This window comes from Streptomyces sp. NPDC041784 (assembly GCF_055591025.1).
Window position 1 is genome coordinate 471855 of sequence record NZ_JBVJAB010000004.1, and the last position, 26101, is coordinate 497955.

General features: G+C 70.1%; 31 protein-coding genes. 11 read left to right on the forward strand and 20 right to left on the reverse strand.

The features are described from left to right. Positions 1-116: 116 nt before the first annotated feature. From ACZ6D7_RS11545 to ACZ6D7_RS11555, 3 genes are all read right to left on the reverse strand, one after another. Entirely contained in the window at positions 117-791 is a 675-nt protein-coding gene (locus ACZ6D7_RS11545; protein WP_469487421.1) for an aggregation-promoting factor C-terminal-like domain-containing protein, read from the reverse strand. 422 nt (positions 792-1213) lie between these two features. Next, positions 1214-2539 carry a PhoH family protein gene (locus tag ACZ6D7_RS11550; protein WP_469487424.1) on the reverse strand — a complete coding sequence of 442 codons (1326 nt, stop codon included), beginning with the start codon at positions 2537-2539 and terminating at the stop codon, positions 1214-1216. 336 nt (positions 2540-2875) lie between these two features. Then, the gene (locus ACZ6D7_RS11555) at positions 2876-3649 is read right to left on the reverse strand and encodes an isoprenyl transferase (protein ID WP_469487426.1); all 774 of its coding nucleotides are present in this window, start codon (positions 3647-3649) and stop codon (positions 2876-2878) included. Between the two features lie 698 nt (positions 3650-4347). Here ACZ6D7_RS11555 and ACZ6D7_RS11560 point away from each other — a divergent pair. Continuing rightward, entirely contained in the window at positions 4348-5508 is a 1161-nt protein-coding gene (locus tag ACZ6D7_RS11560; protein WP_469487430.1) for a winged helix DNA-binding domain-containing protein, read from the forward strand. A 12-nt stretch (positions 5509-5520) separates the two neighbouring features. On the opposite strand, the gene ACZ6D7_RS11565 is transcribed toward ACZ6D7_RS11560, so the two are convergent. Next, positions 5521-6318: a class I SAM-dependent methyltransferase gene (locus tag ACZ6D7_RS11565; protein ID WP_469487434.1), complete on the reverse strand. Its 798-nt coding sequence runs from the start codon at positions 6316-6318 to the stop codon at positions 5521-5523. Between the two features lie 90 nt (positions 6319-6408). Then, positions 6409-6981, reverse strand: coding sequence for a dihydrofolate reductase family protein (locus ACZ6D7_RS11570; protein ID WP_469487436.1), 573 nt, complete (start codon positions 6979-6981; stop codon positions 6409-6411). A 70-nt stretch (positions 6982-7051) separates the two neighbouring features. Between ACZ6D7_RS11570 and ACZ6D7_RS11575 the strand changes: the two genes are divergently transcribed. The 7 genes from ACZ6D7_RS11575 to ACZ6D7_RS11605 all read left to right on the forward strand — a co-directional run bounded on the left by ACZ6D7_RS11575 (position 7052) and on the right by ACZ6D7_RS11605 (position 13764). Then, on the forward strand, positions 7052-7429 hold the full coding sequence (locus tag ACZ6D7_RS11575) for a DUF192 domain-containing protein (protein WP_469487438.1): 378 nt from the start codon (positions 7052-7054) through the stop codon (positions 7427-7429). Positions 7430-7608: 179 nt separating this feature from the next. After that, positions 7609-8274, forward strand: coding sequence for a hypothetical protein (locus tag ACZ6D7_RS11580; RefSeq protein WP_469487440.1), 666 nt, complete (start codon positions 7609-7611; stop codon positions 8272-8274). Between the two features lie 246 nt (positions 8275-8520). Next, positions 8521-8991 carry a hypothetical protein gene (locus ACZ6D7_RS11585; protein WP_469487443.1) on the forward strand — a complete coding sequence of 157 codons (471 nt, stop codon included), beginning with the start codon at positions 8521-8523 and terminating at the stop codon, positions 8989-8991. A gap of 10 nt (positions 8992-9001) precedes the next feature. After that, the gene (locus ACZ6D7_RS11590; RefSeq protein WP_469487446.1) at positions 9002-11299 is read left to right on the forward strand and encodes a hypothetical protein; all 2298 of its coding nucleotides are present in this window, start codon (positions 9002-9004) and stop codon (positions 11297-11299) included. Positions 11300-11331: 32 nt separating this feature from the next. After that, complete coding sequence (locus tag ACZ6D7_RS11595; RefSeq protein WP_469487448.1) at positions 11332-11964, forward strand: hypothetical protein; 633 nt, start codon at positions 11332-11334, stop codon at positions 11962-11964. Positions 11965-12369: 405 nt separating this feature from the next. Next, positions 12370-12648 carry a hypothetical protein gene (locus tag ACZ6D7_RS11600; protein WP_469487452.1) on the forward strand — a complete coding sequence of 93 codons (279 nt, stop codon included), beginning with the start codon at positions 12370-12372 and terminating at the stop codon, positions 12646-12648. Between the two features lie 387 nt (positions 12649-13035). Continuing rightward, complete coding sequence (locus tag ACZ6D7_RS11605; protein ID WP_469487455.1) at positions 13036-13764, forward strand: hypothetical protein; 729 nt, start codon at positions 13036-13038, stop codon at positions 13762-13764. Positions 13765-14189: 425 nt separating this feature from the next. On the opposite strand, the gene ACZ6D7_RS11610 is transcribed toward ACZ6D7_RS11605, so the two are convergent. Further along, the gene (locus tag ACZ6D7_RS11610) at positions 14190-14348 is read right to left on the reverse strand and encodes a hypothetical protein (RefSeq protein ID WP_469487458.1); all 159 of its coding nucleotides are present in this window, start codon (positions 14346-14348) and stop codon (positions 14190-14192) included. Positions 14349-14404: 56 nt separating this feature from the next. Next, positions 14405-14743, reverse strand: a complete 339-nt coding sequence (locus ACZ6D7_RS11615) for a hypothetical protein (protein WP_469487464.1) — start codon at positions 14741-14743, stop codon at positions 14405-14407. Between the two features lie 152 nt (positions 14744-14895). Between ACZ6D7_RS11615 and ACZ6D7_RS11620 the strand changes: the two genes are divergently transcribed. The 3 genes from ACZ6D7_RS11620 to ACZ6D7_RS11630 are packed head-to-tail and all read left to right on the forward strand — an operon-like array spanning position 14896 to position 15797. Further along, on the forward strand, positions 14896-15195 hold the full coding sequence (locus tag ACZ6D7_RS11620) for a GntR family transcriptional regulator (protein WP_469487469.1): 300 nt from the start codon (positions 14896-14898) through the stop codon (positions 15193-15195). A 42-nt stretch (positions 15196-15237) separates the two neighbouring features. Next, positions 15238-15573, forward strand: a complete 336-nt coding sequence (locus ACZ6D7_RS11625; RefSeq protein WP_469487472.1) for a hypothetical protein — start codon at positions 15238-15240, stop codon at positions 15571-15573. Continuing rightward, positions 15570-15797 carry a hypothetical protein gene (locus tag ACZ6D7_RS11630; RefSeq protein WP_469487478.1) on the forward strand — a complete coding sequence of 76 codons (228 nt, stop codon included), beginning with the start codon at positions 15570-15572 and terminating at the stop codon, positions 15795-15797. The genes ACZ6D7_RS11625 and ACZ6D7_RS11630 overlap by 4 nt, the downstream gene beginning before the upstream one ends. A gap of 16 nt (positions 15798-15813) precedes the next feature. On the opposite strand, the gene ACZ6D7_RS11635 is transcribed toward ACZ6D7_RS11630, so the two are convergent. The 13 genes from ACZ6D7_RS11635 to cpaB all read right to left on the reverse strand — a co-directional run bounded on the left by ACZ6D7_RS11635 (position 15814) and on the right by cpaB (position 26058). Further along, positions 15814-16413 carry an OmpA family protein gene (locus ACZ6D7_RS11635; RefSeq protein ID WP_469487481.1) on the reverse strand — a complete coding sequence of 200 codons (600 nt, stop codon included), beginning with the start codon at positions 16411-16413 and terminating at the stop codon, positions 15814-15816. A gap of 32 nt (positions 16414-16445) precedes the next feature. Then, positions 16446-17030, reverse strand: a complete 585-nt coding sequence (locus tag ACZ6D7_RS11640) for a hypothetical protein (protein ID WP_469487486.1) — start codon at positions 17028-17030, stop codon at positions 16446-16448. A 34-nt stretch (positions 17031-17064) separates the two neighbouring features. Beyond that, on the reverse strand, positions 17065-17694 hold the full coding sequence (locus ACZ6D7_RS11645; protein WP_469487955.1) for a pilus assembly protein TadG-related protein: 630 nt from the start codon (positions 17692-17694) through the stop codon (positions 17065-17067). Then, entirely contained in the window at positions 17694-17930 is a 237-nt protein-coding gene (locus tag ACZ6D7_RS11650; protein ID WP_469487490.1) for a Flp family type IVb pilin, read from the reverse strand. The genes ACZ6D7_RS11645 and ACZ6D7_RS11650 overlap by 1 nt, the downstream gene beginning before the upstream one ends. Positions 17931-18041: 111 nt before the next feature. Then, the gene (locus tag ACZ6D7_RS11655) at positions 18042-18809 is read right to left on the reverse strand and encodes a response regulator (RefSeq protein WP_469487494.1); all 768 of its coding nucleotides are present in this window, start codon (positions 18807-18809) and stop codon (positions 18042-18044) included. Between the two features lie 41 nt (positions 18810-18850). Beyond that, positions 18851-20122, reverse strand: coding sequence for a sensor histidine kinase (locus ACZ6D7_RS11660; RefSeq protein WP_469487497.1), 1272 nt, complete (start codon positions 20120-20122; stop codon positions 18851-18853). 9 nt (positions 20123-20131) lie between these two features. Beyond that, the gene (locus tag ACZ6D7_RS11665; protein WP_469487501.1) at positions 20132-21019 is read right to left on the reverse strand and encodes a DUF5936 domain-containing protein; all 888 of its coding nucleotides are present in this window, start codon (positions 21017-21019) and stop codon (positions 20132-20134) included. 16 nt (positions 21020-21035) lie between these two features. Beyond that, on the reverse strand, positions 21036-21980 hold the full coding sequence (locus tag ACZ6D7_RS11670) for a type II secretion system F family protein (protein ID WP_469487506.1): 945 nt from the start codon (positions 21978-21980) through the stop codon (positions 21036-21038). A 5-nt stretch (positions 21981-21985) separates the two neighbouring features. Next, a complete protein-coding gene (locus ACZ6D7_RS11675) occupies positions 21986-23323 on the reverse strand; it encodes a CpaF family protein (protein WP_469487510.1) in 1338 nt (445 codons plus the stop codon). 22 nt (positions 23324-23345) lie between these two features. Then, positions 23346-23699, reverse strand: a complete 354-nt coding sequence (locus ACZ6D7_RS11680) for a TadE/TadG family type IV pilus assembly protein (protein WP_469487513.1) — start codon at positions 23697-23699, stop codon at positions 23346-23348. A 1-nt stretch (position 23700) separates the two neighbouring features. Continuing rightward, positions 23701-24084: a TadE/TadG family type IV pilus assembly protein gene (locus ACZ6D7_RS11685; RefSeq protein ID WP_469487516.1), complete on the reverse strand. Its 384-nt coding sequence runs from the start codon at positions 24082-24084 to the stop codon at positions 23701-23703. A 5-nt stretch (positions 24085-24089) separates the two neighbouring features. Next, positions 24090-25337, reverse strand: a complete 1248-nt coding sequence (locus tag ACZ6D7_RS11690; RefSeq protein WP_469487519.1) for an AAA family ATPase — start codon at positions 25335-25337, stop codon at positions 24090-24092. 13 nt (positions 25338-25350) lie between these two features. Next, positions 25351-26058 carry a Flp pilus assembly protein CpaB gene (gene cpaB / locus ACZ6D7_RS11695; protein ID WP_469487523.1) on the reverse strand — a complete coding sequence of 236 codons (708 nt, stop codon included), beginning with the start codon at positions 26056-26058 and terminating at the stop codon, positions 25351-25353. Between the last annotated feature and the right edge of the window lie 43 nt (positions 26059-26101).

Genomic DNA, 26101 nt, shown 5'->3' on the forward strand with positions numbered 1-26101 from the left:
CGCATCCCCCCCCCCCCCCCCCTCCCCACCCCCCCCCCCCCCCCCCCCCCCCCCCCCCCCCCCCCCACCCCCCCCCCCCCCCCCCCCCCCCCCCCGGGCCCCGGCCGGACAGTGTCCTAGTACCAGTGGTTGGCCTGCCAGAACGACCAGGCGTCACACGGACTGCCGTAGCGCTCGTTCATGTAGTTCAGGCCCCACTTGATCTGGGTGGCCGGGTTGGTGCGCCAGTCGGAACCGGCGGACGCGTACTTGCCGGCGGGGAGGGCCTGGAAGAGGCCGTAGGCGCCGGACGACGGGTTGACCGCCTGGTAGTTCCAGGTGGACTCGTGGCTCACGATGTTGCTGAAGCACTGGAACTGGCCGCTCGGCACCATCTGGGCCGCCATGGCCTGGATCTGGGCGACGCTGTAGGAGCTCTGGACCGGGAAGTCGCCGGCGCTGCGGCTGGCCTTGGTCCTGGCCTCTTCGCGCTCCTTGGCCGCCTTCTCGGCGGCTGCCTTCTTCGCGACCGCGGTCTCGGCGGCGGCCTTGCGGGCCGATTCCTCGGCGTCCTTCTTGGCACCCTCGTCCGCGGCGATGGCCTGGAAATCGGCCTGCTGCGCCAGGGACGCGGTCTGCACCTGGGCCTGCTGGCCCACAGGTATGTCAGCGAGGAGCGTCGCGTCGCTCGCCGTCGCCTCTGCGTCGTTGGGCTGCGCGACACTGCCCGAGGCAACGCCGACGACGCTTCCGACAGCGGTGACCGCCGTGGCCGAGGCCACTGCGAATCCCCGGACCGAGATCCGGCTCACACGGTTTCCTTCCAGCATCGCCCGCTTCGGTGACCCTGGCGGACGCAATCGTGCCCCTGGACGCTGGCCTCCCAACTGCGGGGTCACGGGAGGCACGGGCCCGGTGGGCAACTCCCCGGAGGGGAGCGCCGCATGGTGCTCGGGCGGCATACGGCGACGCTATGGAGTTGAAGGTGGTGCACGTGCGATTCCGTACCTCTGGGGGTACAGGTGTGCCGTATGCGGGGCCTGACAGGAGTGAGACTCTGCCGTACCCCGCCACCGCAAGGCAATTCCGGGTTGCGTGTGAAAGCTCACACCTCATGGGGCCCCGGATATTTCGCCAAACCCCCACATGCGCCGACGCCGCCCGGCTAGGCTCACAGCCTTTGCCGGACGACGCCAAGTGGCGCTCAAAGCTTATGAAGTTGTGCCGTCAGCGGTCAGATCTGCCCGTCCTCCAGCATTTCGGTCACAAGCGCCGCGATCTGGGACCTCTCGGACCGGTTCAGCGTGACATGGGCGAAGAGCGGGTGCCCCTTCAGCTTCTCGACGACGGCGACGACACCGTCGTACCGGCCGACGCGCAGATTGTCCCGCTGTGCCACGTCATGGGTGAGAACCACCCGCGAATTGGCGCCGATCCGGGAGAGCACGGTCAGCAGGACGTTCCGTTCGAGCGACTGGGCCTCGTCGACGATCACGAAGGCGTCGTGCAGGGAGCGGCCCCGGATGTGGGTCAGGGGCAGGACCTCCAGCATGCCGCGGGCGGTGACCTCCTCGATGACCTCGCGGGAGGTGACGGCCGACAGCGTGTCGAAGACCGCCTGCGCCCAGGGGCTCATCTTCTCGGCCTCGGAACCGGGCAGATAGCCCAGCTCCTGCCCGCCCACCGCGTACAGCGGCCGGAAGACCATCACCTTCTGGTGCTGACGGCGCTCCAGGACCGCCTCCAGGCCCGCGCACAGCGCCAGCGCCGACTTGCCGGTGCCGGCCCGGCCGCCCATCGACAGGATGCCGATGTCCGGGTCGAGCAGCAGGTCGAGCGCGATGCGCTGCTCGGCGCTGCGGCCCTTGATGCCGAACGCCTCCCGGTCGCCGCGCACCAGCCGGATGTTGCCCTCCGGGGTGACCCGGCCGAGCGCCTTGCCGCGCTCCGACTGGATGGTGAGCCCCGTGTGCACGGGCAGCTCGGCGGCCTCCGCGACGTACACGTGTCCTTCCTCGAAGAGGACGTCCACCTGTTCGGCGGGCAGGGTCAGTTCGGACATTCCGGTCCAGCCGGAGGAGTCCGTGATGGCGAGTTCGGCGCGGTACTCCTCGGCGAGAAGACCGACCGACGACGCCTTGATCCGCAGCGGGAGGTCCTTCGATACGACGGTGACGTCGAACCCCTCGGCCTGGAGGTTGCGCGCGACCGCGAGGATGCGTGAGTCGTTGTCCCCCAGGCGGTAGCCGGACGGCAGCACGCTGGGATCCGAGTGGTTGAGCTCGACACGCACGGTCCCGCCGAGTTCCCCGATCGGGATGGGGGCGTCGAGGCGACCGAACTTCACCCGGTAGTCGTCCAGCAGGCGCAGCGCCTGCCGGGCGAAGTAGCCGAGTTCGGGATGGTGCCGCTTGGCCTCCAGCTCCGTGACCACGACGATGGGGAGCACGACCTCGTGCTCGTCGAAGCGGGTCAGGGCGTTCGGATCGGCCAGCAGGACGCTGGTGTCGAGAACATAGGTGCGCCGGTCTGGCATACGGCGCTTTGTGCTGGTCACCACGGAAGGACGTACCCCCTCGGATGAGGTCGGGGAGCGACGGAGTGGAGCTGGACCGGTCGACGGCCCCGATGCACGGGCCGAGGACCGGCCTCCCGCTGCTTCTTCCGTGCCGTGACCGCACGGTCGGGCTGGTGCAAGGGGCCTCCCGGGCGGACGGCCCCGTGCCGCCCGCTGAGATCCGACACCCGTGGTTCGGGCGTCGACCTGCTTGGCTTATGCCCTCGAAGATGCGCCACCATGCCAGGGCATATGACGGCGCGCCGGTGAACTCCTTGTTACTTGCGTCCCAAACCGGGGTACTCGTCGCAGCTCCCCGCGGGGAGGGGTGTCCGTGCGTCAGCCGCCGTAACGGCGGTGGCGGGCCGCGTAGTCGCGCAGGGCGCGCAGGAAGTCGACCTTGCGGAAGGCCGGCCAGAAGACGTCGCAGAAGTAGTACTCGGAGTGCGCCGTCTGCCAGAGCATGAATCCGGACAGCCGCTGTTCGCCGCTGGTGCGGATCACCAGGTCGGGGTCGGGCTGGGCGCCGGTGTAGAGGTGGCGGCCGATCAGGTCGACGGTGACAGAGTCGGCGAGGTCCTCCAGCGAGGTGCCCCGGTCCGCCGCGTCGACGAGCATCGAGCGCACGGCGTCGGCGATCTCCTGGCGGCCGCCGTAGCCGATGGCCACGTTGACCAGTATCCCGTCGACGTGCGCGGTGGCCTCCTCGGCCTCCTTCAGCGCGGTCTGGACGTGGGAGGGGAGGATGTCCGGGGTGCCGACGTGGTGGACGCGCCAGCGGCCGTCGGCGGCGAGGGTGCGTACGACGCCCTCGATGATGCCGAGGAGGGGGACGAGCTCCTCCTGGGCGCGGTCGAGGTTGTCCGTCGACAGCAGCCAGAGGGTGACGACCTCGACGTCCGTCTCGGAGCACCAGCCGAGGAACTCCTCGATCTTGTCGGCACCGGCGCGGTGGCCGTGCTCGGTGGTGGAACCCGCGGCCTTCGCCCAGCGTCGGTTGCCGTCCATGATGACGCCGATGTGCTTGGGCACCTGAGCGTGGTCCAGGTGACCTTCCACCCGGCGTGCGTACAGCCTGACCAGAAGGCCGCGCAGCTTGTCGCGCAGGTTCACGTGATTGTCAGCCCCTCCGTACGGTGCGGTCCCCCGACGACGGCGAAGCCTACCCCCGCGAGGCTCCGGGCGTTGAGCGGGGTGGGGGCGCGGGAGCGTCGCGGGAGCGTCACCGGGGGCCCGGGAGCACAAAAAAACGGGCCGGTCCGTGGGGGGGAGACGGACCGGCCCGAGGGGGGGTTTCCACCATAACCCTTCGTAAGTGATGTCGCGTACATCGGCGCACGACAACTACTCTCCGGAGTCGCCCGGCGACGCCGTGATGACCGCTCACGGCATCGTTCATGGGTGATTCATGGCCGGAACACAACGGAATCCCAGGGGAACAAGGCCACCTGCCTGGAGAAGTGGAGGTTTTCGCACGACTTGGACGACGGTCGACCAGTTGCCCGCCCGTCCCCCCGACGGGCTAACCCGGCCGCGAACGCCGGCTTGACGCGAACGGCACCGCGCAGCCCCCTCCACTGCGCGGTGACGTCCACGCAGCTTTGCTCACGCGAATTGCCTGGGCATGAACTTACGTGAGGCCCACGCCGTATGCGAACCGATGGCGATAACGATGCGGAAACCCCGTGAAGACGCCGGGCGTTCTGCGACGGAGTGGCAGGTAATGCCCTTTTAGGGGAGGTGCCCCGGGCCACACGCCGGGCGGGTGAAGAGGACAGGATCCGACCTCTTCGCGTTCTAGCGTCGGCGCCATGACCGTGAGGATCACGTGGCGAGAGGCCTCCGCGCGCCGGCTCGAGCGGCAGTTCCTGGCCAATCCGCTCGCGACCGGCTCCGGGCGGCCCGCGCAGGCCGTCGCGGCGATGCTCGGGGCGCACGCGCAGGTGCCGTCCGCGGCGGAGCTGTCGGTGGGCGTGCGCACCGAGGGGGTCACCCGGGCGGACGTACGGGCCGCGCTGTGGGAGGACCGGTCGCTGGTGCGCACCCACGGCCCGCGCGGCACGGTGCATCTGCTGCCCGCCGCCGAACTCCCCCTGTGGTGCGCGGCGCTGACGGCGGTCCCGGCCGGCCCGAGCCCCTTCCCGCCCGGCGTCCGGCTGACCGGGGAGCAGGCGACGCAGGTGGTGGCGGCGATCGGGGAGGCGCTCGACGGGGTGTCCCTGACGGTGGAGGAACTGGGCGAGGAGGTCGTCGCGCGCACCGGGCCCTGGGCCGGGGACCTGGTGATGCCCGCCTTCCAGGACCTGTGGCCGCGCTGGCGGCAGGTCCTGCACCGGGCGGGCCAGTCGGGTGCCCTGTGCTTCGCCCCGAACCGCGGCCGCAAGGTGACGTACACCCGCCCGCCGCTCTTCGACCCCCTGGCCCCGGAGGAGGCCCTGCGGCGGTTCGTCCGCCGCTACCTCGCCGCCTACGGTCCGGCGACGCCGCGGCACTTCGCCAAGTGGCTGGCGGCGCCCGGCGGCTGGGCCGCGGACCTCTTCGCACGGCTCGCGGCGGACGGCGAGGTGGAGGAGGTGCTGTTCGAGGGCGCCCCGGCGTGGGTGGCGGCGGGCGACACCGGCTTCCCGGACCCGGCGGCGGACGTCCGGGGCGTGCACCTGCTCCCGTACTTCGACGCGTACGCCGTCGCCGCCCAGCCGCGCGAGCTGCTCTTCCCCGGGGCGGCGTGGCAGCGGGCGCTGGCCGGCGGACAGGCGGGCAACCACCCCGTGCTGCTGGTCGACGGTGTGGTGGCGGGCGTCTGGCACCAGCGGCGCCGGGGCCGCCGTACAACGGTCACGGTGGAGCCGCTGACCCGGCTGGCGACGGGACAGACACGGGAGCTGGGCGAGCGGGCCGAGCGGGTCGGGGAGGTCCTGGAAGCGACGGCGGAACTGGTGATCGGCAAGGTCACGACCGGCCCGCACGCGTGAGCCGCCGCCGGCTCACCCGGCGGGCCTGCGCGCCACGATCAGATGACGGCTGCTGTGGGCGACGAAGGGGCCCTCGGCCTCGATCCGCTCGTGCAGCTCCCGCAGCCGGGGCAGATACGCCGGCACGGTGAAGCCCGGCACCATCCAGACCACCTTGCGCAGGAAGTGGACGACGGCGGCGATGTCGTGGAACTCCACCCGCAGCCGCTCCGCCCGCAGCTCGACGACCTCCAGCCCCGCCGCCTCGGCATCGGCGCGCTCCCGGTCGGGGTGCCGGGCGCCGCTCACCGCCTCCGGCTGCGGTCCCAGGAACCACTCCACCAGCTCGAAGACGCTCCGGGGCCCGACGTGCTGCGCGACGTACGTCCCGCCCGGCTCCAGCACCCGCGCGATCTCGTCCCACAGGGGCCGCACCGGATGCCGGCTGGAGACGAGGTCGAAGCTCGCGTCGGCGAACGGCAACGGGCCGTCCTCCGGGGACGCGACGACGGCGACACCGCGCGGCCGCAGCAGTGCGGTGGCCTTGGCGACGTTCGCCGGCCACCCCTCGGTGGCGACGACGAGCCCGGGCGCCCTGTCCGCCCGCCCGAGCGCGAAGTCGAGCACCTCCCCGCCCCCGGTCTGGACGTCCAGCGCGGCCGCCGCCCGCCCCAGCCGCTCCCCCAACGCCACGGCGTACCCCCACGAGGGCCGCGCCTCACTGGCCCGCCCCTCGAACCACGAGAAGTCCCACCCTTCGGTGGGGACGGCGGCGCCTTCGGCGAGAAGGTCTTCGAAGGTGGGCTTCGGATCGGGGCCGGTGTCTGTCATGGGGGGATGGTGGCAGAGGGGGCGTGTGGGGTGCCGCGGATTTTCCCTGCCCCCACGGTCACGTGGCGGCCCCGCGCCGGACCGACGCGATCAGCGCTGGATCGCGTACCGCAGCAGGACGACGCCGTTGCCGAAACGGCGTGTCTCGATGAGCCGGAGCGAGGTCAGGGATTCGGTGTCGGTCTCGGGGAAGAGCGGCTTGCCCCGGCCGATCAGCACGGGATGGACGCAGAGGTGGATCTCGTCCACGAGGCCGTGACCGAGGAACACGGCGGCGAGGTCGGCGCCGCCGAGGCCCAGGTCGCCGGTGCCGGGCTGGTTCTTGAGGGCCTCGACCTCCTCGGGGACGACCTCCCGGACGATCGTCGTGTTCCAGTCGGCGCTCTCCAGCGTCCGCGAGTACACGTACTTCGGCATGTCCCGCCAGATGGCCGCGAAGTCGGCTTCGATGGCGGAGACGTCCGGGTCGGCGTCGGCCGTGGGCCAGTAACCGGCCATGAGTTCATGGGTGACGCGCCCGCCGAGCAGGCCGCCCATCTGCCGGATCGTGTCGTTGAAGTACTGGTGCAGTTCCTCGTCGACCACATGCCAGGAGATGTCACGGTCCGGGCCCTCGATGTACCCGTCCAGGGACACCCCCATCATCAGGACGATCTTCCGCATACGACGGTCACCTCTTCATCCCGGCTCGCTACCGTGCTGAGGGTAGCGACGCGGCGGAGGGAAGACGGGGATGGCACGCTGGCAGGACGGCCGGGGAGAACTGGTCGTGGGAGGGGAGGACGGACTCCGGGTCCCCCTGGAGATCGCAGCCTCCTACCGGGCCCGCACCAAGGGGCTGCTCGGGCGGGACTCCGTCGAGGGGGCGATGCTCCTGACACCGGCGGGCAGCGTGCACACCTTCCGTATGCGCATGCCGATCGACGTCGCGTATCTCGACCACCGGCTGACCGTGATCGCCGTTCGCACCATGCGCCCGGGCCGCCTGGGACTGCCCCGGCTGCGGTCGCGGCATGTGCTGGAGGCGGCGGCGGGGGCGATGGCGGGGTGGGGAGTGCGGGCGGGCGGGCGCGTGGAGGTGCGGGTGGAGACCACACCGGACGACCGCTGACGGCACAACGGTCAGCGAGCCGTTCACTTCCAGCCAGTCCACGCATCCGCCCCGGACGGGCGGCCGACGGCTGCCGATAGCGTGTCGACGCATCACAGGGGAGCCGCGCCGTTCACAGCTTCCGGACACGGCTGTGACGCCGCTGGTGAATTGTTGAGCAGGACGAAGGAGCGCCCCCCGTGAACACGGCTCAGCGGAGTCAGGGAACCGACGCCACCTGGCAGAGCGGGAAAGGCTTCCTGCTCGGCCTCCTTATTCTTTGCCTGGTGGGTGGTGGTACCTGGCTCTTCACCATCAAGGGGCTCTACCTTCTGCCGGAGAAGGTGTGCGAGGGCACGCTCGAGCGGGGCGTGGTGACTCGAATACTGCCGAAGGTGCAATCAGCGGAAGACGGCTCCAGCCACAGAGGCACCGGAGAGAGCTTCAGCTTCTACTGCTACGTGCACACGAGCGGCAACTCTTCCCTGTGGGGCCAGGCCGAGGTCCAACCCGTCACCAAGGATCAATGGGTCGATTATTACCGGGAGGCCGGTGACGAGCACGGAATCATCCGTGTGTCCGTCGACGGCGTCGAGGCCCTGGCTCACCTCGATGCCGACGAGGATGCCGTCGCACGCGTGTACGTGTCATGTGTTCCCCCTTTCGTCCCCTCCGACAGCGCGTCCGAGACCTACGCGATCCTCACCGAGGTAAGTAGCGACGGAGATGTCAGGCTCACCGGTGTGGAGCTGCGACAGATCCTGACCGACTTCGCCTATCAACTCACCAAGCACGCCTACAAGCTGGCCGAATGCACGACTCCCCGTCAGTTTCCCGAGAGACTGCCCCGCTACAAGAACGGCTGATCTTGGGGCGAGATGTGCGAGGAGAGAGTGACGCCTGGACGGCGTCGGCGTGCTGTGACGATCTCCAGCCATTCGGCCATCTTCTCCGGCCACAACCGGGGTTGACACCTCTGCCGCCCCTTCTGCCGCCCGTGCCGTCCGTTAAAGTCCGGGCGAAGACCCGCGACCCGACGTGCCCGGCAATGTTTTCCCGGCACGCCGCGCAGGTCGCGACCACCATGGGGGACCCACGGGGAGGGCACTGGCATGGCCTGGGACGAATGGGAGCAGCTGAAGGCGGACGCCGCCGAGCACGGGTCGACACGGATGCGGCTCAACCAGATCCCGGCGGACCAGGGTGGCGGCAGCGGTGACCTGGTGGTCAACCAGGACGACCTCGGCGCCGTCGGCCACGACGCGTACCTCCTGTACGAGGACCTCCAAGCCGGGGCGGACATCGCCGGCGCGGGGGCGAACAAGGAGGGTGTGGGGTCCTCGAGCCAGGCCGCCGCCACGCTGAAGTCGCACGGGTTCGCCTCGGGCGGCGCTCTGGAGACGACGGTCGAGATCTGGACGTCGCAGCTGAAGACGGTCCTCCAGGCCTGCGCCCACATCTCCGATCACCTCGACTTCACCAAGAAGCTCCACGCCGACGACGACGTCAAGATCGGTGCGGTGATCCTCGACAGCGGCGGTTCCGCCCTGCCCGTGTCGCAGATCAGCAAGTACTTCCAGTAGGAGCAGCCCGATGGCCCTCACGTACACGGACCTTGTCGAGGTCGACCTCGGCAAGCTCGGCACCGCGGTCTCGGACTGGCAGAAGAGCGTGGACGCGCTCAAGACCGCCGCGGAGGCAGCCCGCAAGGGCATGCAGACCAAGTCGGACGCGGCCCGGTGGGCCGGTGTGAACGCCACGGTGACCCGGGAGTTCGTCACGAAGACGACGAAGGAGATCTCCGACCTGCACACCGAGGCCGACAGCATCCACAAGCTGCTCGTCGACGGCCACACGGAACTCGTCGCGCTCCAGAAGAAGATCAGGACCGCGGTCCAGCAGGACGCCGCGAACCTCGGGGTCCGCGTCGAGGACATCGGCGAGGGCAGGGTCCGCTGTTTCTTCGCGCACATCCGGGGCGACACCGACGAACGTACGCAGGAACAGCTCGACGCCAAGCAGGAGTTGGAGGACCGCGTCAACCGGCTGGTCGCGCACGCCTCCGAGATCGACACCTCGCTGGCCCGCGCGCTGGCCAAGAGCCACGGCAACGACAAGCACAACGCCGGTCACCGGTCCTACGAGTCCCTGGACGACGCCCAGGCCGAGCGCGCGGCCGAACTGGCCAAGCTGGGCCCGGAGATGAGCGACAAGCAGTACATGGAGTTGAACTCCATCATGAAGTTCAACGCCAAGGACGCCGACTTCTCCACGGACTTCTACAAGTCGCTCGGCGGTCCGAAGGAAGCGCTGGAGTTCTACGGCCGGATGTCTCTGGACGGCACCATGGGCGACAACAAGGAACGGCTCGCCCTCACGCGTCAACTCCAGCGGAACATGGGCCTGGCCCTGGCCTCGGCGACCGACCCCGACAACAGGTCGCACCTGCCGGCGAGCTGGTCGTCGGAGTTCCGCAAGCTGGGCACCCAGCCGATCGTGCTGGACCCCGCGTCGACCAACTCCTACTACGGCTACCAGGTGCTCGGCGGTCTGCTGCGCTACGGCAACTACGACGCGCGGTTCATCAACCCGATCGCCGAGCACATCGTCCAGCTGCACAAGAAGGACCCGAACCGGTTCATGGAGGGCAAGCCCGTGACCGGCGGGGCCGATCTCGACTGGGGTTTCAACCCGTCCGGAAAGACCGGTGCCGGATACGACCCGCTGACCAGCGTCCTGGAGGGGCTCGGGCACAGCCCCGAGGCCGCGAAGAAGTTCTTCACCGACCCGCCGACGGCGTACAACGAGGACGGCACGGTCGACAAGGACGGCACGCTCGACTTCGACTCGTACTTCGACGAGCTGAACAAGAAGGACTTCGAGTGGGCCCCGGACAGCCTCGTCCACCCGGGCAGCGACGAGGCGAAACACGCCCGCGACATGGGCCCCGACGCCCTGGGCCACGCGCTGGAGGCGGCGACGACGGGGGCGGCGTGGGACGCGGATCCGCCGGTGCTGCACCGGGACGGGGAGACGTGGAAGATCATGGACAAGGTGATCGACCGCTACAACGTCGCCTCCGACGATGGGCCCCCACATGAGGTCATGAAGGACAGTCTGGCCCGCATGGGTGCGGCGTACATTGACGACCTCAATTACTCCATCAAGGACTTCGGCGCCTCGGGTGACGAAACGGGCCGCGGCCGCATCTTCGCGAACAGCAGCGACGGTTCGACGCGTGCCTCGTTCGGGCAGGAGGAGGCGCGGAACTTCATGATGCTGGTCGCCGCGGACCAGGACGGCTACCAGACCTTGTCCGCCGCCCAACAGGTCTACTCGGCGAGCGGACTCGCGGCGCTCGAAGGCGACCGTGACGACGGAATCTCCTTCGCGCACAACTCGGCCAAGGTGAACGGGATCCTCGACGAGTCCCGGTCCCACGGGATCCGGGAGGAGTTCAAGGACGACGAGACCGCCGAGAACCTGGAGTTGGGCAAGCAGGGCGAATGGCGCAAGAGCCTGATGACCGGAGTCGTCACGGCGGCCGCCGCCGGTGGCACGGCGCTGGTCCTGGGACCGGCCGCCGGCGTCGTCGCCACCACCGTCGTCCCGATCGTGCTGGAGTCGGGCGCCTCGACGATCAGCACGGCCTACGGCAACCACACGATGCAGTACTTGCAGGACAACGAGTACAAGAACGATCCCCAAGCACTGCAGGAGGTTCAGCGTCTCGAGAAGGTCGGGGAGCGCGGAGTCTGGGTGCCCGTGTCCAACTATGCCGATGCCGTCGGTATGACCCAGCAGGAGAAGGACGCTCTCGTCCCACAGATCGAGGGTTCTTACAGAGATGGCAAGGACGCCATCTCCGACGCGGAGAAGGTGTCGCAGTGATGTCGGCCGGAAAAGCCTCTGGGAGACTCGGCATGGTGGTCGCGACGGTGGTCGTGCTGTCAGCCTTCTCCGGTTGCGCGGAGAAGGACGCCAAGGACCGAAGCGATGCTCCGATCGGCTGGAGCACCTGCAACGCCCTGTTCGGCGCCGAGAGGATCGATGCGCTGCAGGACGAGATGGGCGAGGGCACCCTGGCTATACGGAACCAGACGTTCCCGATGGACGAGGTACTGTCCGAACGGGCGGATGTCGCGAAGGCCTGGGAGCCCGGCAGCCAAGGGCACTACGCCAATACCGCTCATCCCTGCGAGCTGGGCCTCGACGGAACGAGTGCGCGGTTCACCTCATACGTCCGTTGGTCTCTCGACACTCCGAAGGATATCGAGGACGGTATCGCGTCCAGGAAGGGCTGGCAGTCGGCAGGCAGCGACGTCCACCTGCTGCGCGAGGACTCCGGCCTGCACCTCACCGCCGTGTTTCCCTGCAAGGTCGAAGGGTCCCGCCAGGAGCAGGAGGCCGAACTCCCCCTCGAAGTGGAGACCGAGGTGAGGAACGTCCCCGGCTTCGACACCAAGCTCCTGGGCGAGCTGACCGCCGGACTGGCCCGCAGCCTGGCCAAGAGACTGCCCTGCGCCAACGGCCCCGAGATTCCGAGCGTGCTGTGACGATGGCGAGCGTCGAACAGTCCTACCTGGCCGGGAGACGGCCATCGCGAACAATGAAGTCTCTGAGCCGGGTTGCCTGGTGCGGAGCGACAGCGGCGCTGGCATTGTCGACAGGTTGTTCGGAGGAGCGGTCCCTGAGCAAAAAAGATACCCCACGCAGACGAAAACCTGCGACACGCTGTTCGGAGCCGGGAACATGGAGTCTCTGCAGGAGATCCTCGGGCCCGACGAGCTCAAGTTCACGAACAGCGCGATCTCCGCCGCCGCGATCATGCACGGGCTGACAAAGGAAGCGACCGAGCCCTACAACAAGTTCGAAGGCTCGACGAGTACGACGTCTGCCGACTCTCGGGCGAGCATCGATTCTCCGCCATGGTGGCCTGGTCCGCGGACACCCTGAAGGCAATGCAGACCTACACCGACCGCTGGCATCGAGCGGCTACGGACGTCTACGTCGCCGACCGCTCATCAGTGGATGCCGTGGTCAACTTCCGCTGCGACATCCCGGGCGCAACGAGGCAGGCGCAAGTTCTCATCGAGGTCAGGGTCGCCAAGCCCAGCACGGCCAAGTTCACGGATGAGTTCCACCAAAAGCTGACCGTCCGCCTGATACGCACGTTGGCGGACCAACTGGCATGCACGAACAAGCCCGAGGTTCCGGACGTCCTGCCGATCGGTGGGTGAGCCACGCCCCAAGAGCATCTCTCGTGGGTCAAGTGTGTCTTCCGTCTCAGGGACTCCACCGCCGAATGCGCCTTTTCACAGGTCGGGGAAGCATGACCGTGAGCGCCCTTGAGACTCGGAACACACTTGCCGGTTATCCACAGAGGAGAACGGGGCGTTGGCGGGGGGTGGAAAGCTTGGGTGATGCGGGCGTTGCGGGATGTGGCCGTGGGTGGGTTGTTGGTGGTGGCGTGGGCCGTTGACGCGGGATGGGCACGGGCCACTGTGTTTCGGCGGCTGAGGGAGGAGGGGTGGGGGTCCCTCGGCGGCGGTGTGTGGGTGCAGCCGGGGGTGCGGCCGGACTTTGCGACACGGCTACGTGCGGTGCAGCTTGCGGCGCCGGAGCTCGTGGTCAGTCATCGGGCGGCGGCCTGGGCATGGAGGATCGAACTGCTGAAGGTCAAGGCAGAGTTCACCGATCTCGACGGCATTCGACAGCGCAACGGGGTACGAGTCCATCGCGGTGCACTGAGCGCCGATGAGGTGGTCGAGCTCGCCTCGTGCGGTGGGCTGCGCGTCACCGGCGCCGCCCGCACCCTGGCCGACCTGCTGCTCTCCGGGCCCCGGGACGAAGCCTTGGTGGCGGTCGACTCCGCGCTGTCGTACCGCACAGTGGCGGTGGGTGAGAGGCGGGTCCGCCGGGCACCGCTCACCCGCCTCGACGCGGTCACCTCCGCCCTCTCCCACCGGCCGCGCGGCGCCGTCCGCGCCGGCGACTGGCTGGCACTCGCCGACCCCGTCTCCGGGTCACCGGCGGAGACGGTCGCCCGACTGCGCATGTACGACGCCGATCTGCATCCCGAGACGCAGGCCGAACTCATCACCCCCGGCGGACGACTCCTGCGCCCCGACTTCCTGTTCCGGGCGCAGGGCGTCGCCGTCGAGATCGAGGGGTACGCCTACCACGGCTACCGCGACGACCACCGCCGTGACATCGTCCGCTTCAACGACCTCCAGCAATGCGCCGAGGTACGGATCGTCCTGCGGTTTACCGCGGAGGATGTGTTCCACTCTCCGGCGATGGTCATCGCCACGATCCGGAGAGCACTGGGCACAGCCCACCGACAGGCGCTGTGAGCGACAAGGCTGCCGGTGGGCCTGGCGGTTCGCGTCGTCGTGCACTCCCCGCCGCCCGGGACACTCCGACCAAGGCATCTACGAGGTCTGCCGGGGAGGCCGCTCCGGATGGATCGACATCGAACCGGACATACGAGGCCCCGTACGGTCGGGTCTCCGCCACCGTCGTGAGCGCGGGTCCGGGCCGGCGCACCACGGGTGGTGCGCTGCGTCAGGCGGGAGGGCGCGGCTCGGGCGAGGTACCGGCGTTCACCGTGCCTCCTCCCTCGACGGCGGGCGGTGGCAGGCGCAGCCGCAGCGACTCAGCAGCAGTAGGCCCCGGCTGTGCGGGAGCGGGATGTCCCGCAGGCGGCGGCACGCGACGTGTATGTCCTCGTATCCTGGTCGGCTTCCCAGCGCGCACTCCGGTGACAGCTCTCGTACGCTCACCGCTCGTCACCCGCCCGACCGGTCGGGTGCGGGACGGTGAGGACGTCCGGCTGCGGCGGGTAGTGCGCGGCGCATGCCTGGCACGCGTACACGACGAAACCGGGACCCGAGTTCTGGTGGACCACACCCACCACCACCGGAGTCTCCGTGATCACCTGGCAGCGCGCACACATCCGCACCGGCGGGCGGGGCGCCCTGTCCCCGGCCCCCGTCACGCCGCCCGCTCCGCACCGATCACATGCCGGTCCAGGTCGACACCGACGTCCGCCGCCAGGACCAGGGCAGCGCGACGCCGCGCCTGCCGCGCCCGTTCCCGGTCGGCCCGCTCCGCCGCGAGCACGTACGGGCGGATGGGAGCGGTGGCGGCGCCGTCCAGCTGCTCGGGCAGCCCGTACGGGGAACGGGGCGCGGGGAGCCGTACGGTCACCGGGGTGGGGCTGGCCGGGATACCGGCGGCCACCGCAGCAGGGCGCCTGCCCGCACGACGCCTGCCGGTACCGGGCCCGAACACGCCCGTGATCCAGCGCAGCAGCGCGTGGATAATGCTCATTGTCATCAACCTCCATCGGGTTGGTGGCCACGCCCCGGGGCCGTTCGCGCGGTCGCCGGGGCATCATCTGTGCACGACCTTACTAAGCCATGCAGAGCTATGTATAGCTCTCTGAAGATTCGCGTAGCTTGGCATCGACCTACGTTGCTCTTGTGAGTGACCACAGCGAGGTACCCGACTTCAACCCGCGGGGTTCCCAGCTCATCTACGTCGCCTTGGCCAACCACGTGGAGGCGAGGATCCGAGCCGGAGAACTCCAGCCCGGCGCCCGCCTGCCCTCCGAGCGCGATCTCGCGCAGGAGTACGGCGTCGCCTACCTCACTGTCCGACGGGCGGCCCAGACTCTGCGCGACCGCGGCCTCATCGAGACCGTTCACGGCCGTGGAACCTTCGTCGCCGACCCGGTGCCCGAATCGGCTCCGGACGTCCCGAGCAAGGGCGAGGGGCCCTGACGGGCAAGGCGTGATTCCTACATCTTTCACTACTCTCGCCACATGGGTGATGTCGAGCAGTACGGCAAAGAGGACGGCCCGGCCCAGAAAGCCAGCGTCTCCATGCCCGCCGGCCTCATCGCGGCGGTCAAGGCCCGGGTGGGCTCGCGAGGATTCTCCGCGTATGTGAGTGCTGCCGTCGAGCGGCAGATACAGCGCGATCTGCTAGAGGAGTTGCTCCAGGCGAAGGAGAAGGAGACCGGCCTGCCTTCGCCCGAGGTCCAGGAGCGGGCTGCGGAGATCTTCCGCGAGGCTGAGGCCTTGACGTCCGGTGAGCGTGCCGTAGCGGGCCACGGGGAGAGCGGCAGTACGGAACGGCGCGCGGACAAATCCAGTTGAGCCATGGTGTGCTGCTCCTCGACAGCGAGGGGCTGTGCAACTTCATGGACAACGACCCGAACGTCACGGGGCGGAACGCGAACCTGCACGGGCACAAGTACGCGATCGACTCGGTGGTGGCGGCGACGGCGTTGAGCTTCTCCGGTCCGCGCATCGTCGTCACCTCGGACGCGGATGACATGAAGAAGCTCTGCGGGGACGCGGTCCGCGCCGTGGCGGTGTGAGCGGCGGCGCGGCCTGTCAGCTCGCCGTCCGCGGGAACGTGACCTCCACCCGGCGGTTCTTCTTGCGGCCCTCCTCCGTGGAGTTGTCGGAGATGGGGTACTGCTCGCCGTAGCCGCGGACCTCGAAGGTGATGTTCGGGTTGTTGAGGTCGCCGGAGAGTTCGGCCTGGACGGCGTCGGCGCGCTGTTTCGACAGGACGTCGCCGTGGGCCGAGGAGCCGAGGTTGTCGGTGAAGCCGAAGACGCGGACCAGGGTGGTGTTCTGCTTCTTGATCTCGTCCGCGATCACGGCGATACGGGCCTTCGCGTCGGCGCCCAGCTTCGCGCTGTCCTTGCCGAACAGGACCTCCGCCTGGAGGGCGAACGTCACGTCCGCGTTCGTGTCCTCACGGCGTTCGTCGCCGGACTGGTCCTCCACGACCTGCTTGATGTCGAGCACCTTCGGTTCGGCCAGGGTGCCGCCCTCGGGGAGCTTGAGGTCCGGGTCGTTGGCGTCGACGTCCACGGGCGCGGTCGCCGTGGGCTCGGTGCCGGGGGGCACGCTCGGCGAGCTGTCGTCGGCCCGGGCGGCGGGGGCCAGGCCGACGATCACGAGGGTGGCTGTCGCTGTCGCCATCGCCAGAGTGAGACGTGGGGTCATGGCCGGCCTCACCCGGCGATCTTGATGACCGCGCTGGGGAACAGCGGCAGCGAGAAGGTGACGTCCGTGGAACTCGCGGGCGGGGCCGGGAACTGCAGGAACACGTCGATCGATTCACCGGGCTTGAGGGTGGAGAAGCCGGTCGTCGTCAGGGGACGGCCCTCCGTGTCGCGCAGGACGTAGTAGCGCTTCTTGCTCTTGGAGTCGACGAGGGTGGCTCCGCCGAGGGACCTGCCGTTGTTCATGATCTCGGTCTCGTTGCCGCTCAGCGCGGACGGGATCGTGGCCATCGTCCCGCTGTCGTTCTTGAGGGAGCCGTTCACGGTGACGAAACCGCCGGAGTCCCGTACGGCGGTGGTGATCTGGAGAAGCAGTCCACTCGGGCCCTTGAGCTCGGCCATCGGCGCCTCGGACTGTCCTTCCTGCGTGCTCGGTTGCGATCCACTTTCCTTGGACGTGGACGACGAACTCTGGGGCTTCTTGTCGTCGTCGCCCCCGCCTCCACCGCAAGCAGCCGTGCCGAGGGCCAGCCCGGCCACAACCGCCAGCGCGGCCATCCCCCTGCGGGCTTTCGCGGTGCACCGCATGCTCATCACTCTGCTTCCTTCTCCACTCGTCGTTCGCTCGTCAGCCGGTGGCCAGGTGGACGTCGAAGAGGTCCTCGGGTCCGGGCAGATCGGTGAGGTCGTCCGGGTCCAGCTCCCAGTCGTCCCCGTCCTCACAGGTGAGCCTGGGAAGAGCCACCTCTTCCTCGCCGTCCCCCTCGCCCTCGCCCTCGCCCTCGGTGCCCTCGTCCGGGAGCTCGAACGTGCAGAGCGGCTCGATCACGGCCGTGGCGGAGGCGTGTGCCCGTCTGTCCGCCGTGCCGGGCACGACGGAAGCTCCGATCGGCTTGTTCGTCCGGACGGTGACGTCGTACGCCAGGAGCCCGTCACGGAAACAGGCAACGTCGCCGGCGTCGTTCATCGCCGCGAGCTGATCCGCGCGCCCGCACGCGTTGTTCCCTCCGACGCCATCGAAGATCTCCTGCCACCTCGCCGGGTCGAGGACGTCCAGCACCCATAGATCGGCCAGCTCGTCCCGCGTTTCCTGCGCCGCCGCCAGCGCCGCCGCGTCGGCTGCCGTCTGCGCGCCGTTGCGGTTCACCGCCGCCTGGCCGACCGCGAAGTACGCGAACGCGAGAAAGAGCAGGCCCGCCACCACCATGATGTAGATGGGGAAAGCCTGCCCTGAGTCGTCGTACGCGCGGCGTCGGATCAGGGAGCCACCTTGCCGATCTGAGTGGTGAGCTTGTCCACGATCGTCTGCCCCAAGTTCGTATTCGCGATCAACACCACAATCGCCACCACCACCGCGATGATCCCCAGATACTCCACCGCCGTCTGCCCCTTGTCGTCGGCCGAGCGTCGGCGTAGGGACGCGGTGGTCGTGTGGGTCCAGTCGCTCACCCGGACCTTGGCCGCGACGGCGGTCTTCAGCAGCAGGTCGCTCATGGTGTTCCTCCCGGTCTGAGGCATTGGCACGAGGAACGTAAGGGGGGACGGGGGGACGGCGCGAGGGTCCCAGGGCCCAATTGCGGGCCCAGGCGGGGGCGCGGCGGGGGGTCATGAGGTCACCGCCGTGCCCAGCCACTTGGCCGCGGCCTCGGAGCGGCTGCTGCTGTGGAGCTTGGCGAAGATGCGGTTGATGTGGTTCTTGACGGTCTTCTCGCTGATGAAGCAGGCGGCGGCGATCTGCTGGTTGTTCATGCCGGACGCGATGTGGTCCATGATCTCCGCCTCCCTCGCGCTGAGCCGGAACCTCTCCCGGTGCGAGGCCCCCGTCGTTGAATGTCCCACATTCGGTTGCAGTTGCGAAAGCAGTTTCGCAGAAGTCGGGGAAAATAGGGGAGTTGGATCCAGGCCAGCGTGTGCAGTCGCATCGGTTCTGATCTGGGCCAGCGCCGCCGTCGCCGCCGTCGGGCTGAAGTGGGCCCTGCCCCGCGCACTGTCCCGTACGGCGGACAGCAGCTCGTCCACCGTGAACTCCCCGTGCACCAGGTAGCCCCCGGCCCCGCGCCGCAGCGCCTCCTGGACGATCTCCGTCTCGTGGCTGTAGGTGAGCATCACGACCGGGGCGATCCGCGCGAGGTGGGGCAGGGCCGCGAGGCCGTCCACGCCGGGCATGCGGACGTCGAGGAGGACCACGTCGGGGCGGTGGCGGACGGCGGCCTCGTACGCCTCGCGGCCGTCCGTGGCCTCCGCGATGACAGCGATGTCCTCGCGCCCGGAGAGGAGGGCGGTCAGGCCCGCCCGCACCACCGGGTTGTCGTCCGCCACGATCACACGGACGGGCGAAGTGGCGTGCTGCGGTGTCCGGTCCGGGTTCGGCACCGGGCCTCCTCTCGTCGTCGCGCCAAAGATCGGGGATCGGTTCACAGTGGTGGCCGTCCCGTCAGCCCCGCCAGCGGCAGTTCCAGCCGCACCTCCGTGCCCCGCGCGTCGCACCCGCTGCCGATGCGGATCCGCGCGCCCACGCAGGCCGCCCGTTCCACCATGCCGACCAGGCCGAAGTGGCCGGTGCGGCGCAGGTGTTCGAGGGTGGTGCCGGGCGGCAGACCGCGGCCGTCGTCGTGGACGCTGAGGGTGAGCAGCTCGCCGTGGACGCCCGCGCTGACCTCGACCCGGGTGGGGGCCGCGTGCCGGTGGGCGTTCTCCATGGCCTCGGCGGTGATGGTGAGGAGCTGGCGGGCCACGGTCGGCGGGACGGGGAGCGTCGTACGGTCGCCGGTGGGGCGGTAGGTGACCGGCAGGCCGGTGCGGTCGGCGAAGTCGCTGGTGCGGGCGGCGAGTTCGGGCAGGACGTCCACGCCGTCGGCCGGGTCGGGCTCGCGGCGCAGGTCCGTGAGGAGTTCGCGGGACTCGGCGGCGGCGCGGCGCGCGGAACGGGCGACCAGTTCCGCGTGCCGGCGGACCAAAGCCGGGTCCAGGTCCGCCGAGAGGGCCAGGGCGTCCGCCGTGAGCGCCACGCCGTGCAGGGTCTTGGCGACGGAGTCGTGCATCTCGCGGGCGAGCCGGGCGCGTTCGGCGGCGAGCGCCTCGGTGACGGCGAGCCGGGCCCGTACGGCGGTCAGCGCCTGGGTGGCCTCGCCGAAGCGGAGCATCAGGCCGCGCAGGGTCGAGCCCACCGCGCCGGTGATGACGCAGAGGCCGGGCAGCAGCAGCTTCTCGGCGAGACCGACGTCCGGTGACCGTTCCAGCGTGGCGTGGACCAGCAGCAGGATCAGGGACTCCAGGGAGGCGAAGCAGGCGGCGCCGCGCCAGCCGTAGACGATGCCGGCCAGCAGCGGGGTGCAGACGCTGACGTAGGCGAGGGTGGTGTCCGGGCCGGCGGAGATCAGCAGCAGGGTGCCGAAGAGCGTGTCGGCGGCCAGCAGGGCGGGGTGGCGCAGCAGGAGGGGGCCGAAGCGTTCCCAGTCGCGGAAGAGGACGTACGAGCCCATGAAGGTGACGACCACGGCCGCGCCGACCAGGCGGACGCCCAGGCCCGGGGAGGCGTTGAGGAGGGCGGCGGGGGCGGCTACGGCGATCATGGCGAGGCGGAAGCCGAAGACCTGGCGGCACATCGCCTGGAGGGCGTTGACCTGGAGGGGGATCGAGGCCTCGCCCTTGGCCTCGCCCGCGCTGGTTGCCGTCACGTCCGTCATGGCGCCCGCCTACTCCCCGGTGATCGAGCTGAAGTCCGTGCCGGAGCCGAGCAGCATCCCCGCGCCGAGGAGGAGCATCGTCGCCGGGACCATGAACGTGGTGATCATCAGCGTGGCCTTGGGGACCGCGCGGGCCGCCTTGCGGCGGGCGTTCTGGGCGTCCGTACGGCGCATGTCCTTGGCGATCGCGACGAGGGTGTCGACGATCGGCGCGCCGAGTTCCTCGCCCTGCTGGAGAGCGGTGACGAACATGGCGACCTGTTCGGAGTCGTTACGGCGGCGCAGTTCCTCGAAGGCCTCGCGGCGGCTCATGCCGAGGTCCATCTGGCGCAGGGTGATGCGGATCTCGTCGGCCCAGGGGCCCTCGTACTTGGAGGCGACCCGGTCGAGGGCCTGGCGGAAGCCGAGGCCGGCGCTGACGACGACGGCGAGGACGTCGAGGAAGTCGGGCAGGGTGCGTTCGATGGCGTCCTTGCGGACCCGGATCGCGGACCAGATGCCGACCTCGGACCAGAAGGCCGCGAAGGCCAGCATGAGGAGGGCGGTGAAGAGGCTGCCCTGGAGGAACGCGGCCAGGGCGCCCACGGTGCCGATCGCGCCGTAGACCGCGCGGCGGGCGGCGTAGCGGTCTATGGTCAGGCCGCCCGGGTTGCCCGCGAGGTCGATCCTGCGGCGGTAGCGGGCGACCTGCTTGGGGCCCATCAGGCGCAGGACGGCGGGGGCGTAGCGCATGCCCAGGCGGTCGACGAGGGAGCCGACGGCGCTGGTGCGGGTCGCGCCGACCTCCAGGGCGAGCGCCAGGTCGCCGGGGAGCTTCGCGTCGGCCCGGTACATCCGGATCCCGGCGAAGATCCCCCAGACGCTGAGGCCCATCACGAGTGCGAGCAGCAGTTCCATGGTCCGGGGCCTCCGTTCAGACGTCGATGCGGGACATGCGGCGGATGAGGACGAAGCCGACGGCGTAGAGCGCGAAGGCGACGATGACGCAGGCCTGGCCGACCGCCGAGCCGGTCATCCGGTCCAGGGTGCCGTCCGAGACGCTGTCCATGAGGAACAGGGCGCCCACGCCCAGCGCGGGCACGGCGTACGAGGTCATGCTGACCTGGGACAGCTGGGTGCGGACCTCGCGCCGGGTCTCCTTGCGCTCCTCCAGGGTCTCGGTGAGGTTGCGCAGGGCGCCGACGACCTGGCCGCCGGCGCGGTTGGAGAGGACCAGGGTGGTGACGAGGACGACCAGTTCGCGGGAGGGCAGCCGTTCGGCGAGTTCGCCCAGCGCGTCGTCCATGGAGTGGCCGACGGCCAACTGGTTGGCGACCTTGGCGAGTTCCTCGCCCGCCGGGGCCTCCAGCTCCTCCGCGGCCATGCCGACGGCGGTGCGCAGGGCGAGGCCGGCGTGGGTGGCGTTGGCCAGGATGCGGGCCAGTTCGGGGAGCTGGTTGATGAACCGTTCGATGCGTTTCTGGCGCTGCCAGTTGAGGAACTGGAGCGCCGCCCAGATGCCCAGCAGGCCGGCCAGCGGGCCGAAGAAGGGCGCCAGGACGGCCTGGCCGACCAGCCACAGGCCGGTCACCGTCGCCAGCATGTACACGAGGAACTCGCCGGGCGTGACGTCCAGGCCGGTGGCCGCCAGCTTCAGCTCCAGCCGTCGGCCGGCGCCGGTGCGGCGCAGCCGCCGGTCCAGGTCGCGGAAGCGGCGCCGGCGGCCGGTGAGGGGCGCCTGGCCCGTGTACGACAGCCGTTCCACCAGCGCGGCCCGCTGGGCGCGGCCCTTGGCGTACACGTGGACGCCCGCGACGGCCAGGGCGCAGGTCAGCAGGGTCACGCCGGTGGTGAGGGTGATGAGGTCGTCGAGGTCCATGGCGGTTACCGGGCTTCCCTGGTCGTCAGTTCGTGTGCCGTGTGCGCCACTCCGAAGGCCGGCGGGATCGGCTGACTCGCCATGTAGAGGCGGTCGGCGGTACGGCGCGGGAGGGGGAAGTACTCGAAGGCGCCGTGGATCCGGCCGTCGGGGGTCATCGGCCGGGCATTGAACCGGGCGATCGTGGCCAGCCGGTACGGCTCTCCGCCGTGGCTGTCGAGCAGGGCGATCTCGGTGATCCGGCGGGCGCCGTCGGCGAACCGGGTGAGCTGGACGATCACGTCGACCGCGCTGTTGATCTGGTCGTGCAGCGCGACGAACGGGATCTCGACGTCCGACATGGACGCCAGGGTCTGGAGCCGCATCAGGGCGTCCTCGGCGCTGTTGGCGTGGACGGTGGCCAGGGAGCCGTCGTGGCCGGTGGACATCGCCTGGAGCATGTCGAGCGACTCGCCGCCGCGGACCTCGCCGACCACGATCCGGTCGGGCCGCATCCGCAGGGAGTTGCGGACCAGGTCGCGGATGGTGATGCGGCCGTTGCCCTCGACGTTCGGCGGGCGGGACTCCAGCCGGATGACGTGCGACTGCTGGAGTTGCAGCTCCGCGGAGTCCTCGATGGTGATGATCCGCTCGCCCTCCGGGATCAGCCCGGAGAGCGCGTTGAGCAGGGTGGTCTTCCCGGTGCCGGTCGCGCCGGAGACGATCACGTTGAACTTCGCCTGTACCAGGCCCGCGAGCAGGTACAGCATGGGCTCGTCGAGGGAGCCGAAGCCGATCAGCTCGTGCAGGGTGAAGGAGCGCGGGAAGCGGCGGATGGTGAGGGTGGGGCCGGTGAGGGCCAGCGGCGGGATGATCACGTTGACGCGTTCGCCGGACGGAAGCCGGGCGTCGACCATCGGGTTCGTCTCGTCCACGCGGCGGTTGACCGTCGAGACGATCCGCTCGATCGTCTGCATCAGCTGGTCGTTGGAGGCGAAGCGGATCGGCAACTGCTCGACCCGGCCGGCCCGTTCGACGAAGATCGCGTCCGGGCCGTTCACCATGATCTCGGTGATGGAGGCGTCCTCGAGCAGCGGTTCCAGGATGCCGAGGCCGAGCGCCTCGTCGACCACCCGGCGGATCAGCTGCGCGCGCTCCGCGGTCGACAGCACCGGGCCCTCGCGGCTGATGATGTGCCCGAGCACCCGCTCCAGGCGCGCCCGGCGCTCGGCGGCCGCGAGCGAGCTCATCTCGGCGAGGTCGATCTCCTCCAGCAGCTTGGCCCGGTAGGAGGAGACCAGATGGCCGTCCTCGCCCCGGCCGCCCTGCTCCTCGGGGGAGGTGATGCGGGCCCGCAGACTCATCTCCGGTTCCTCCTCATGGACGTCAGTGGTCGACCGGCATGGTGGCCGTCTTGCGGGCGGTGCCGAAGTCCCCGATGCCGGGGATGACGGACGGGATCGTGACTTCGGCGGTGACCCGGACCTCGTCGCCCAGGTGGGCGGACGGGCAGCTCACGCTCAGCCAGCCGCTCACCGCCCGCGCGCAGTCGCCCTGCGCGTCGCCGTCGAGGGAGGCGCTGCGCGCCCCGGCCCGCGCCGCCGTCCCCGCCTGCTGCGCGGCGTACGCGATGAGTCCGAGCTGTACGGCGGCCAGGGCGACCAGCAGCAGCAGGGGCAGGAAGCCCAGGTACTCCAGGGCGACTTGGCCCTGGTCACGCCTGCTCCGTCCGTGGGGCATCTCAGTCGCCGTCCTCTTCCTCTACGGCGCCGGCGTGGCCGTGCACCCGGAACGGGAAGTCGATCAGGCCCGGGAAGAGGACGGGGACGTGAAGGGTGACGTCCGCCGTGACATAGCCGGTGCCGCCGCAGCTCACCTCGGCGTTCCCCCTCCACGCGTCCCCCAGCTTGTCCAGGCCCGCCTGCTCGCAGGCCGCGTCGCGCTCCCCCCGGGGCGCCGCCGTCCCCGCCCGCACCGCCTCGTCCGCAGCATTCCCCGCGAGCGTGAACGTGTATCCCACGAGCACGAACTGCCACACCACGACCAGGGTCACGATGATCAGCGGTGTCATGCCGAGGAACTCGACGGTGACCTGGCCCCGGTCACGCGTCCGGCGTCCGGTCATGGCGCTCACTCCTTCCGCCGCCGGAAGCCGCCCGCGCCCCGGTCCCGGGCGCGTCCGCCCCGGCGTACCAGCGCGGTCTCCGGCGCCTTGACCAGGTCCAGTTCGGCCGCGAGTGCCCACAGGGCCTGGCGGACGGCGCCCTTGCCGTCGAGGTCGTGGACGCGGCCGGCGTCGACGGCGGCCTGGAGTTCCCTGAAGTTCGCCGGGATCGCGGTGGCGGCGACGGCGGTGCCGGTGATCTTCTGGATGAGGGGCGGCTGGATCTCCGTGGCGCGGGTGTGGCGGTTGACGACGACGATGGTCTCCTCGGCCTTGCGGATCTGGAGCCGGTCCCACATGCGGACGGTGCGTTTGGCGCCCCGGACGGCGACCACGTCGGGGGTGGTGACGAGCAGGGCGGTGTCGGCGATTTCGACGACGGCCGCGCCGGCGCCGCCGAGCTGGGCGCCGCAGTCGACGACGACGACCTCGTAGCGGGAGCGCAGGGCGCTGACGATCTGGCGGGCGGCGCGGTCGGTGACCTCCTCGCCGCGTTCGCCCTCGGCGGGGGCGAGGAGGAGGGCGACGCCGCTGTCGTGGCGGAAGACGGCCTCGGCGAGGATGCGGGGCGAGATGTCGGTGATGGCGGCGAGGTCGACCACCGAGCGGCGGAACTGGACGTCCAGGTAGGAGGCGACGTCGCCGGTCTGGAGGTCGAGGTCGACCAGGGCGGTGGGGCGGCCGGACGCCTGGGCGGCGAGGGCGAGCTGGACGGCGGTGAGGGTGGCGCCCACGCCTCCCTTGGCGCCGCTGACGGTGACGACGGTGCCGCCGGCGCCGGTGAACACGTCGGCGCCGTGGCCGAGATGGCGTCGTACGCCGACGGACCACTGGGCGACGGCCTGGACCCGGTTGGCCAGCTCCTCGTAGCTCAGCGGGAGGGTGACCAGGCCGCGGGCGCCGGAGTCCATGGCGGCCTGGAAGAGGCCGGGGCCGGCGTCGGTGGTGACGAGGATGACGCCGACCGCCGGGAAGCGCAGGGCGACCTCGCGGACCAGTTCCAGCGCGGGGACGGGGCCGATGCGTTCATGGACGACGACGACCTCGGGGAGTTCGTCGACGGACTCGGCGGCGAGCCGGGCGAGGGTGTCGACGAGCTGGGTGGAGTCGGCGACGGGGGCGACGGGTTCGGCGTCCGGGAGCTGGCTGAGCAGGGTGGTGAGGGCGCGGACCGCGTCCGCGTCGCCGACGGCCGGGAGGATCCTCGTGGGCATGGGCGGCGGCCTCTCACTTGTCCGTGGCGAGTTCGTACGTACGGTCCTGTTCGGGGACCGCGGTGTCGCCGCCGGGAGCCACGAGGGCGAGGCGGACGCGCTTGGCGAAGGACTCGGCGTAGGTGACGCGCTGGGCGTCGAGGGTGGAGAGCGCGAAGGTGATGGGGACGGCCTCGGTGGCGGACCGGTCGCGGTCGTCCGCGTCGGGTTCGAGGGCGGTCAGCTCGCCGACGTCGAGGACCCGGGCGTTGGTGACGATGATCTTCGACTGGTCGGGGTCGCTGTCACGGGCGCCCTCGAAGGTGGCGTAGACGTTGACCGAGGACCCCGGGGTGATCTTGCCCGCTACGCCCGTCGCCGCGTCGATCATGATGGCGACCTCCTGCTGTCCGGGCCGCAGGGCGGGCTGGTCGACGATCATGTCGCTCTGGAGCAGGGAGCCCTTCTTCAGCGTCGTGACGGCGATCTTGCCGCGGATCGCGGCGAGGTCGGTGACGGCGTTCTCGGACAGCCAGCGCTCCGGCATGCTGATCTTCTTGAACTGGCCCGCGCTGAGGGCGGTGTAGGGCGCCACGTCGGAGCGGAGTTCGTAGGCGGTGACCTCGGGTCCGACCTTGGAGTTCACGTCGTCGATGACGGAGAGGACGCCGGCGAAGGCGCCGAGGGCGCACAACACCGACAGGAGCAGGAGAATCACGCCGCGGCGCTGACGGGAGTTCATGAACCGTGCAACCTCGTTGGGGGTCGGGTCGAGCGGGAACGGA

Excerpts from the sequence above, each read along its gene's own strand:
- ACZ6D7_RS11570 (WP_469487436.1), bottom strand. The coding sequence starts at position 6,981 with ATGCGGAAGATCGTCCTGATGATGGGGGTGTCCCTGGACGGGTACATC.
- ACZ6D7_RS11600 (WP_469487452.1), top strand. The coding sequence starts at position 12,370 with ATGCAGACCTACACCGACCGCTGGCATCGAGCGGCTACGGACGTCTAC.
- ACZ6D7_RS11680 (WP_469487513.1), bottom strand. The coding sequence starts at position 23,699 with ATGCCCCACGGACGGAGCAGGCGTGACCAGGGCCAAGTCGCCCTGGAG.
- ACZ6D7_RS11560 (WP_469487430.1), top strand. The coding sequence starts at position 4,348 with ATGACCGTGAGGATCACGTGGCGAGAGGCCTCCGCGCGCCGGCTCGAG.
- ACZ6D7_RS11675 (WP_469487510.1), bottom strand. The coding sequence starts at position 23,323 with ATGAGTCTGCGGGCCCGCATCACCTCCCCCGAGGAGCAGGGCGGCCGG.
- ACZ6D7_RS11590 (WP_469487446.1), top strand. The coding sequence starts at position 9,002 with ATGGCCCTCACGTACACGGACCTTGTCGAGGTCGACCTCGGCAAGCTC.
- ACZ6D7_RS11615 (WP_469487464.1), bottom strand. The coding sequence starts at position 14,743 with ATGAGCATTATCCACGCGCTGCTGCGCTGGATCACGGGCGTGTTCGGG.
- ACZ6D7_RS11635 (WP_469487481.1), bottom strand. The coding sequence starts at position 16,413 with ATGGCGACAGCGACAGCCACCCTCGTGATCGTCGGCCTGGCCCCCGCC.
- ACZ6D7_RS11660 (WP_469487497.1), bottom strand. The coding sequence starts at position 20,122 with ATGACGGACGTGACGGCAACCAGCGCGGGCGAGGCCAAGGGCGAGGCC.
- ACZ6D7_RS11670 (WP_469487506.1), bottom strand. The coding sequence starts at position 21,980 with ATGGACCTCGACGACCTCATCACCCTCACCACCGGCGTGACCCTGCTG.
- ACZ6D7_RS11640 (WP_469487486.1), bottom strand. The coding sequence starts at position 17,030 with ATGAGCATGCGGTGCACCGCGAAAGCCCGCAGGGGGATGGCCGCGCTG.
- ACZ6D7_RS11585 (WP_469487443.1), top strand. The coding sequence starts at position 8,521 with ATGGCCTGGGACGAATGGGAGCAGCTGAAGGCGGACGCCGCCGAGCAC.
- ACZ6D7_RS11595 (WP_469487448.1), top strand. The coding sequence starts at position 11,332 with ATGGTGGTCGCGACGGTGGTCGTGCTGTCAGCCTTCTCCGGTTGCGCG.
- ACZ6D7_RS11690 (WP_469487519.1), bottom strand. The coding sequence starts at position 25,337 with ATGCCCACGAGGATCCTCCCGGCCGTCGGCGACGCGGACGCGGTCCGC.
- cpaB (WP_469487523.1), bottom strand. The coding sequence starts at position 26,058 with ATGAACTCCCGTCAGCGCCGCGGCGTGATTCTCCTGCTCCTGTCGGTG.
- ACZ6D7_RS11685 (WP_469487516.1), bottom strand. The coding sequence starts at position 24,084 with ATGACCGGACGCCGGACGCGTGACCGGGGCCAGGTCACCGTCGAGTTC.
- ACZ6D7_RS11665 (WP_469487501.1), bottom strand. The coding sequence starts at position 21,019 with ATGGAACTGCTGCTCGCACTCGTGATGGGCCTCAGCGTCTGGGGGATC.
- ACZ6D7_RS11650 (WP_469487490.1), bottom strand. The coding sequence starts at position 17,930 with ATGAGCGACCTGCTGCTGAAGACCGCCGTCGCGGCCAAGGTCCGGGTG.
- ACZ6D7_RS11565 (WP_469487434.1), bottom strand. The coding sequence starts at position 6,318 with ATGACAGACACCGGCCCCGATCCGAAGCCCACCTTCGAAGACCTTCTC.
- ACZ6D7_RS11575 (WP_469487438.1), top strand. The coding sequence starts at position 7,052 with ATGGCACGCTGGCAGGACGGCCGGGGAGAACTGGTCGTGGGAGGGGAG.
- ACZ6D7_RS11625 (WP_469487472.1), top strand. The coding sequence starts at position 15,238 with ATGGGTGATGTCGAGCAGTACGGCAAAGAGGACGGCCCGGCCCAGAAA.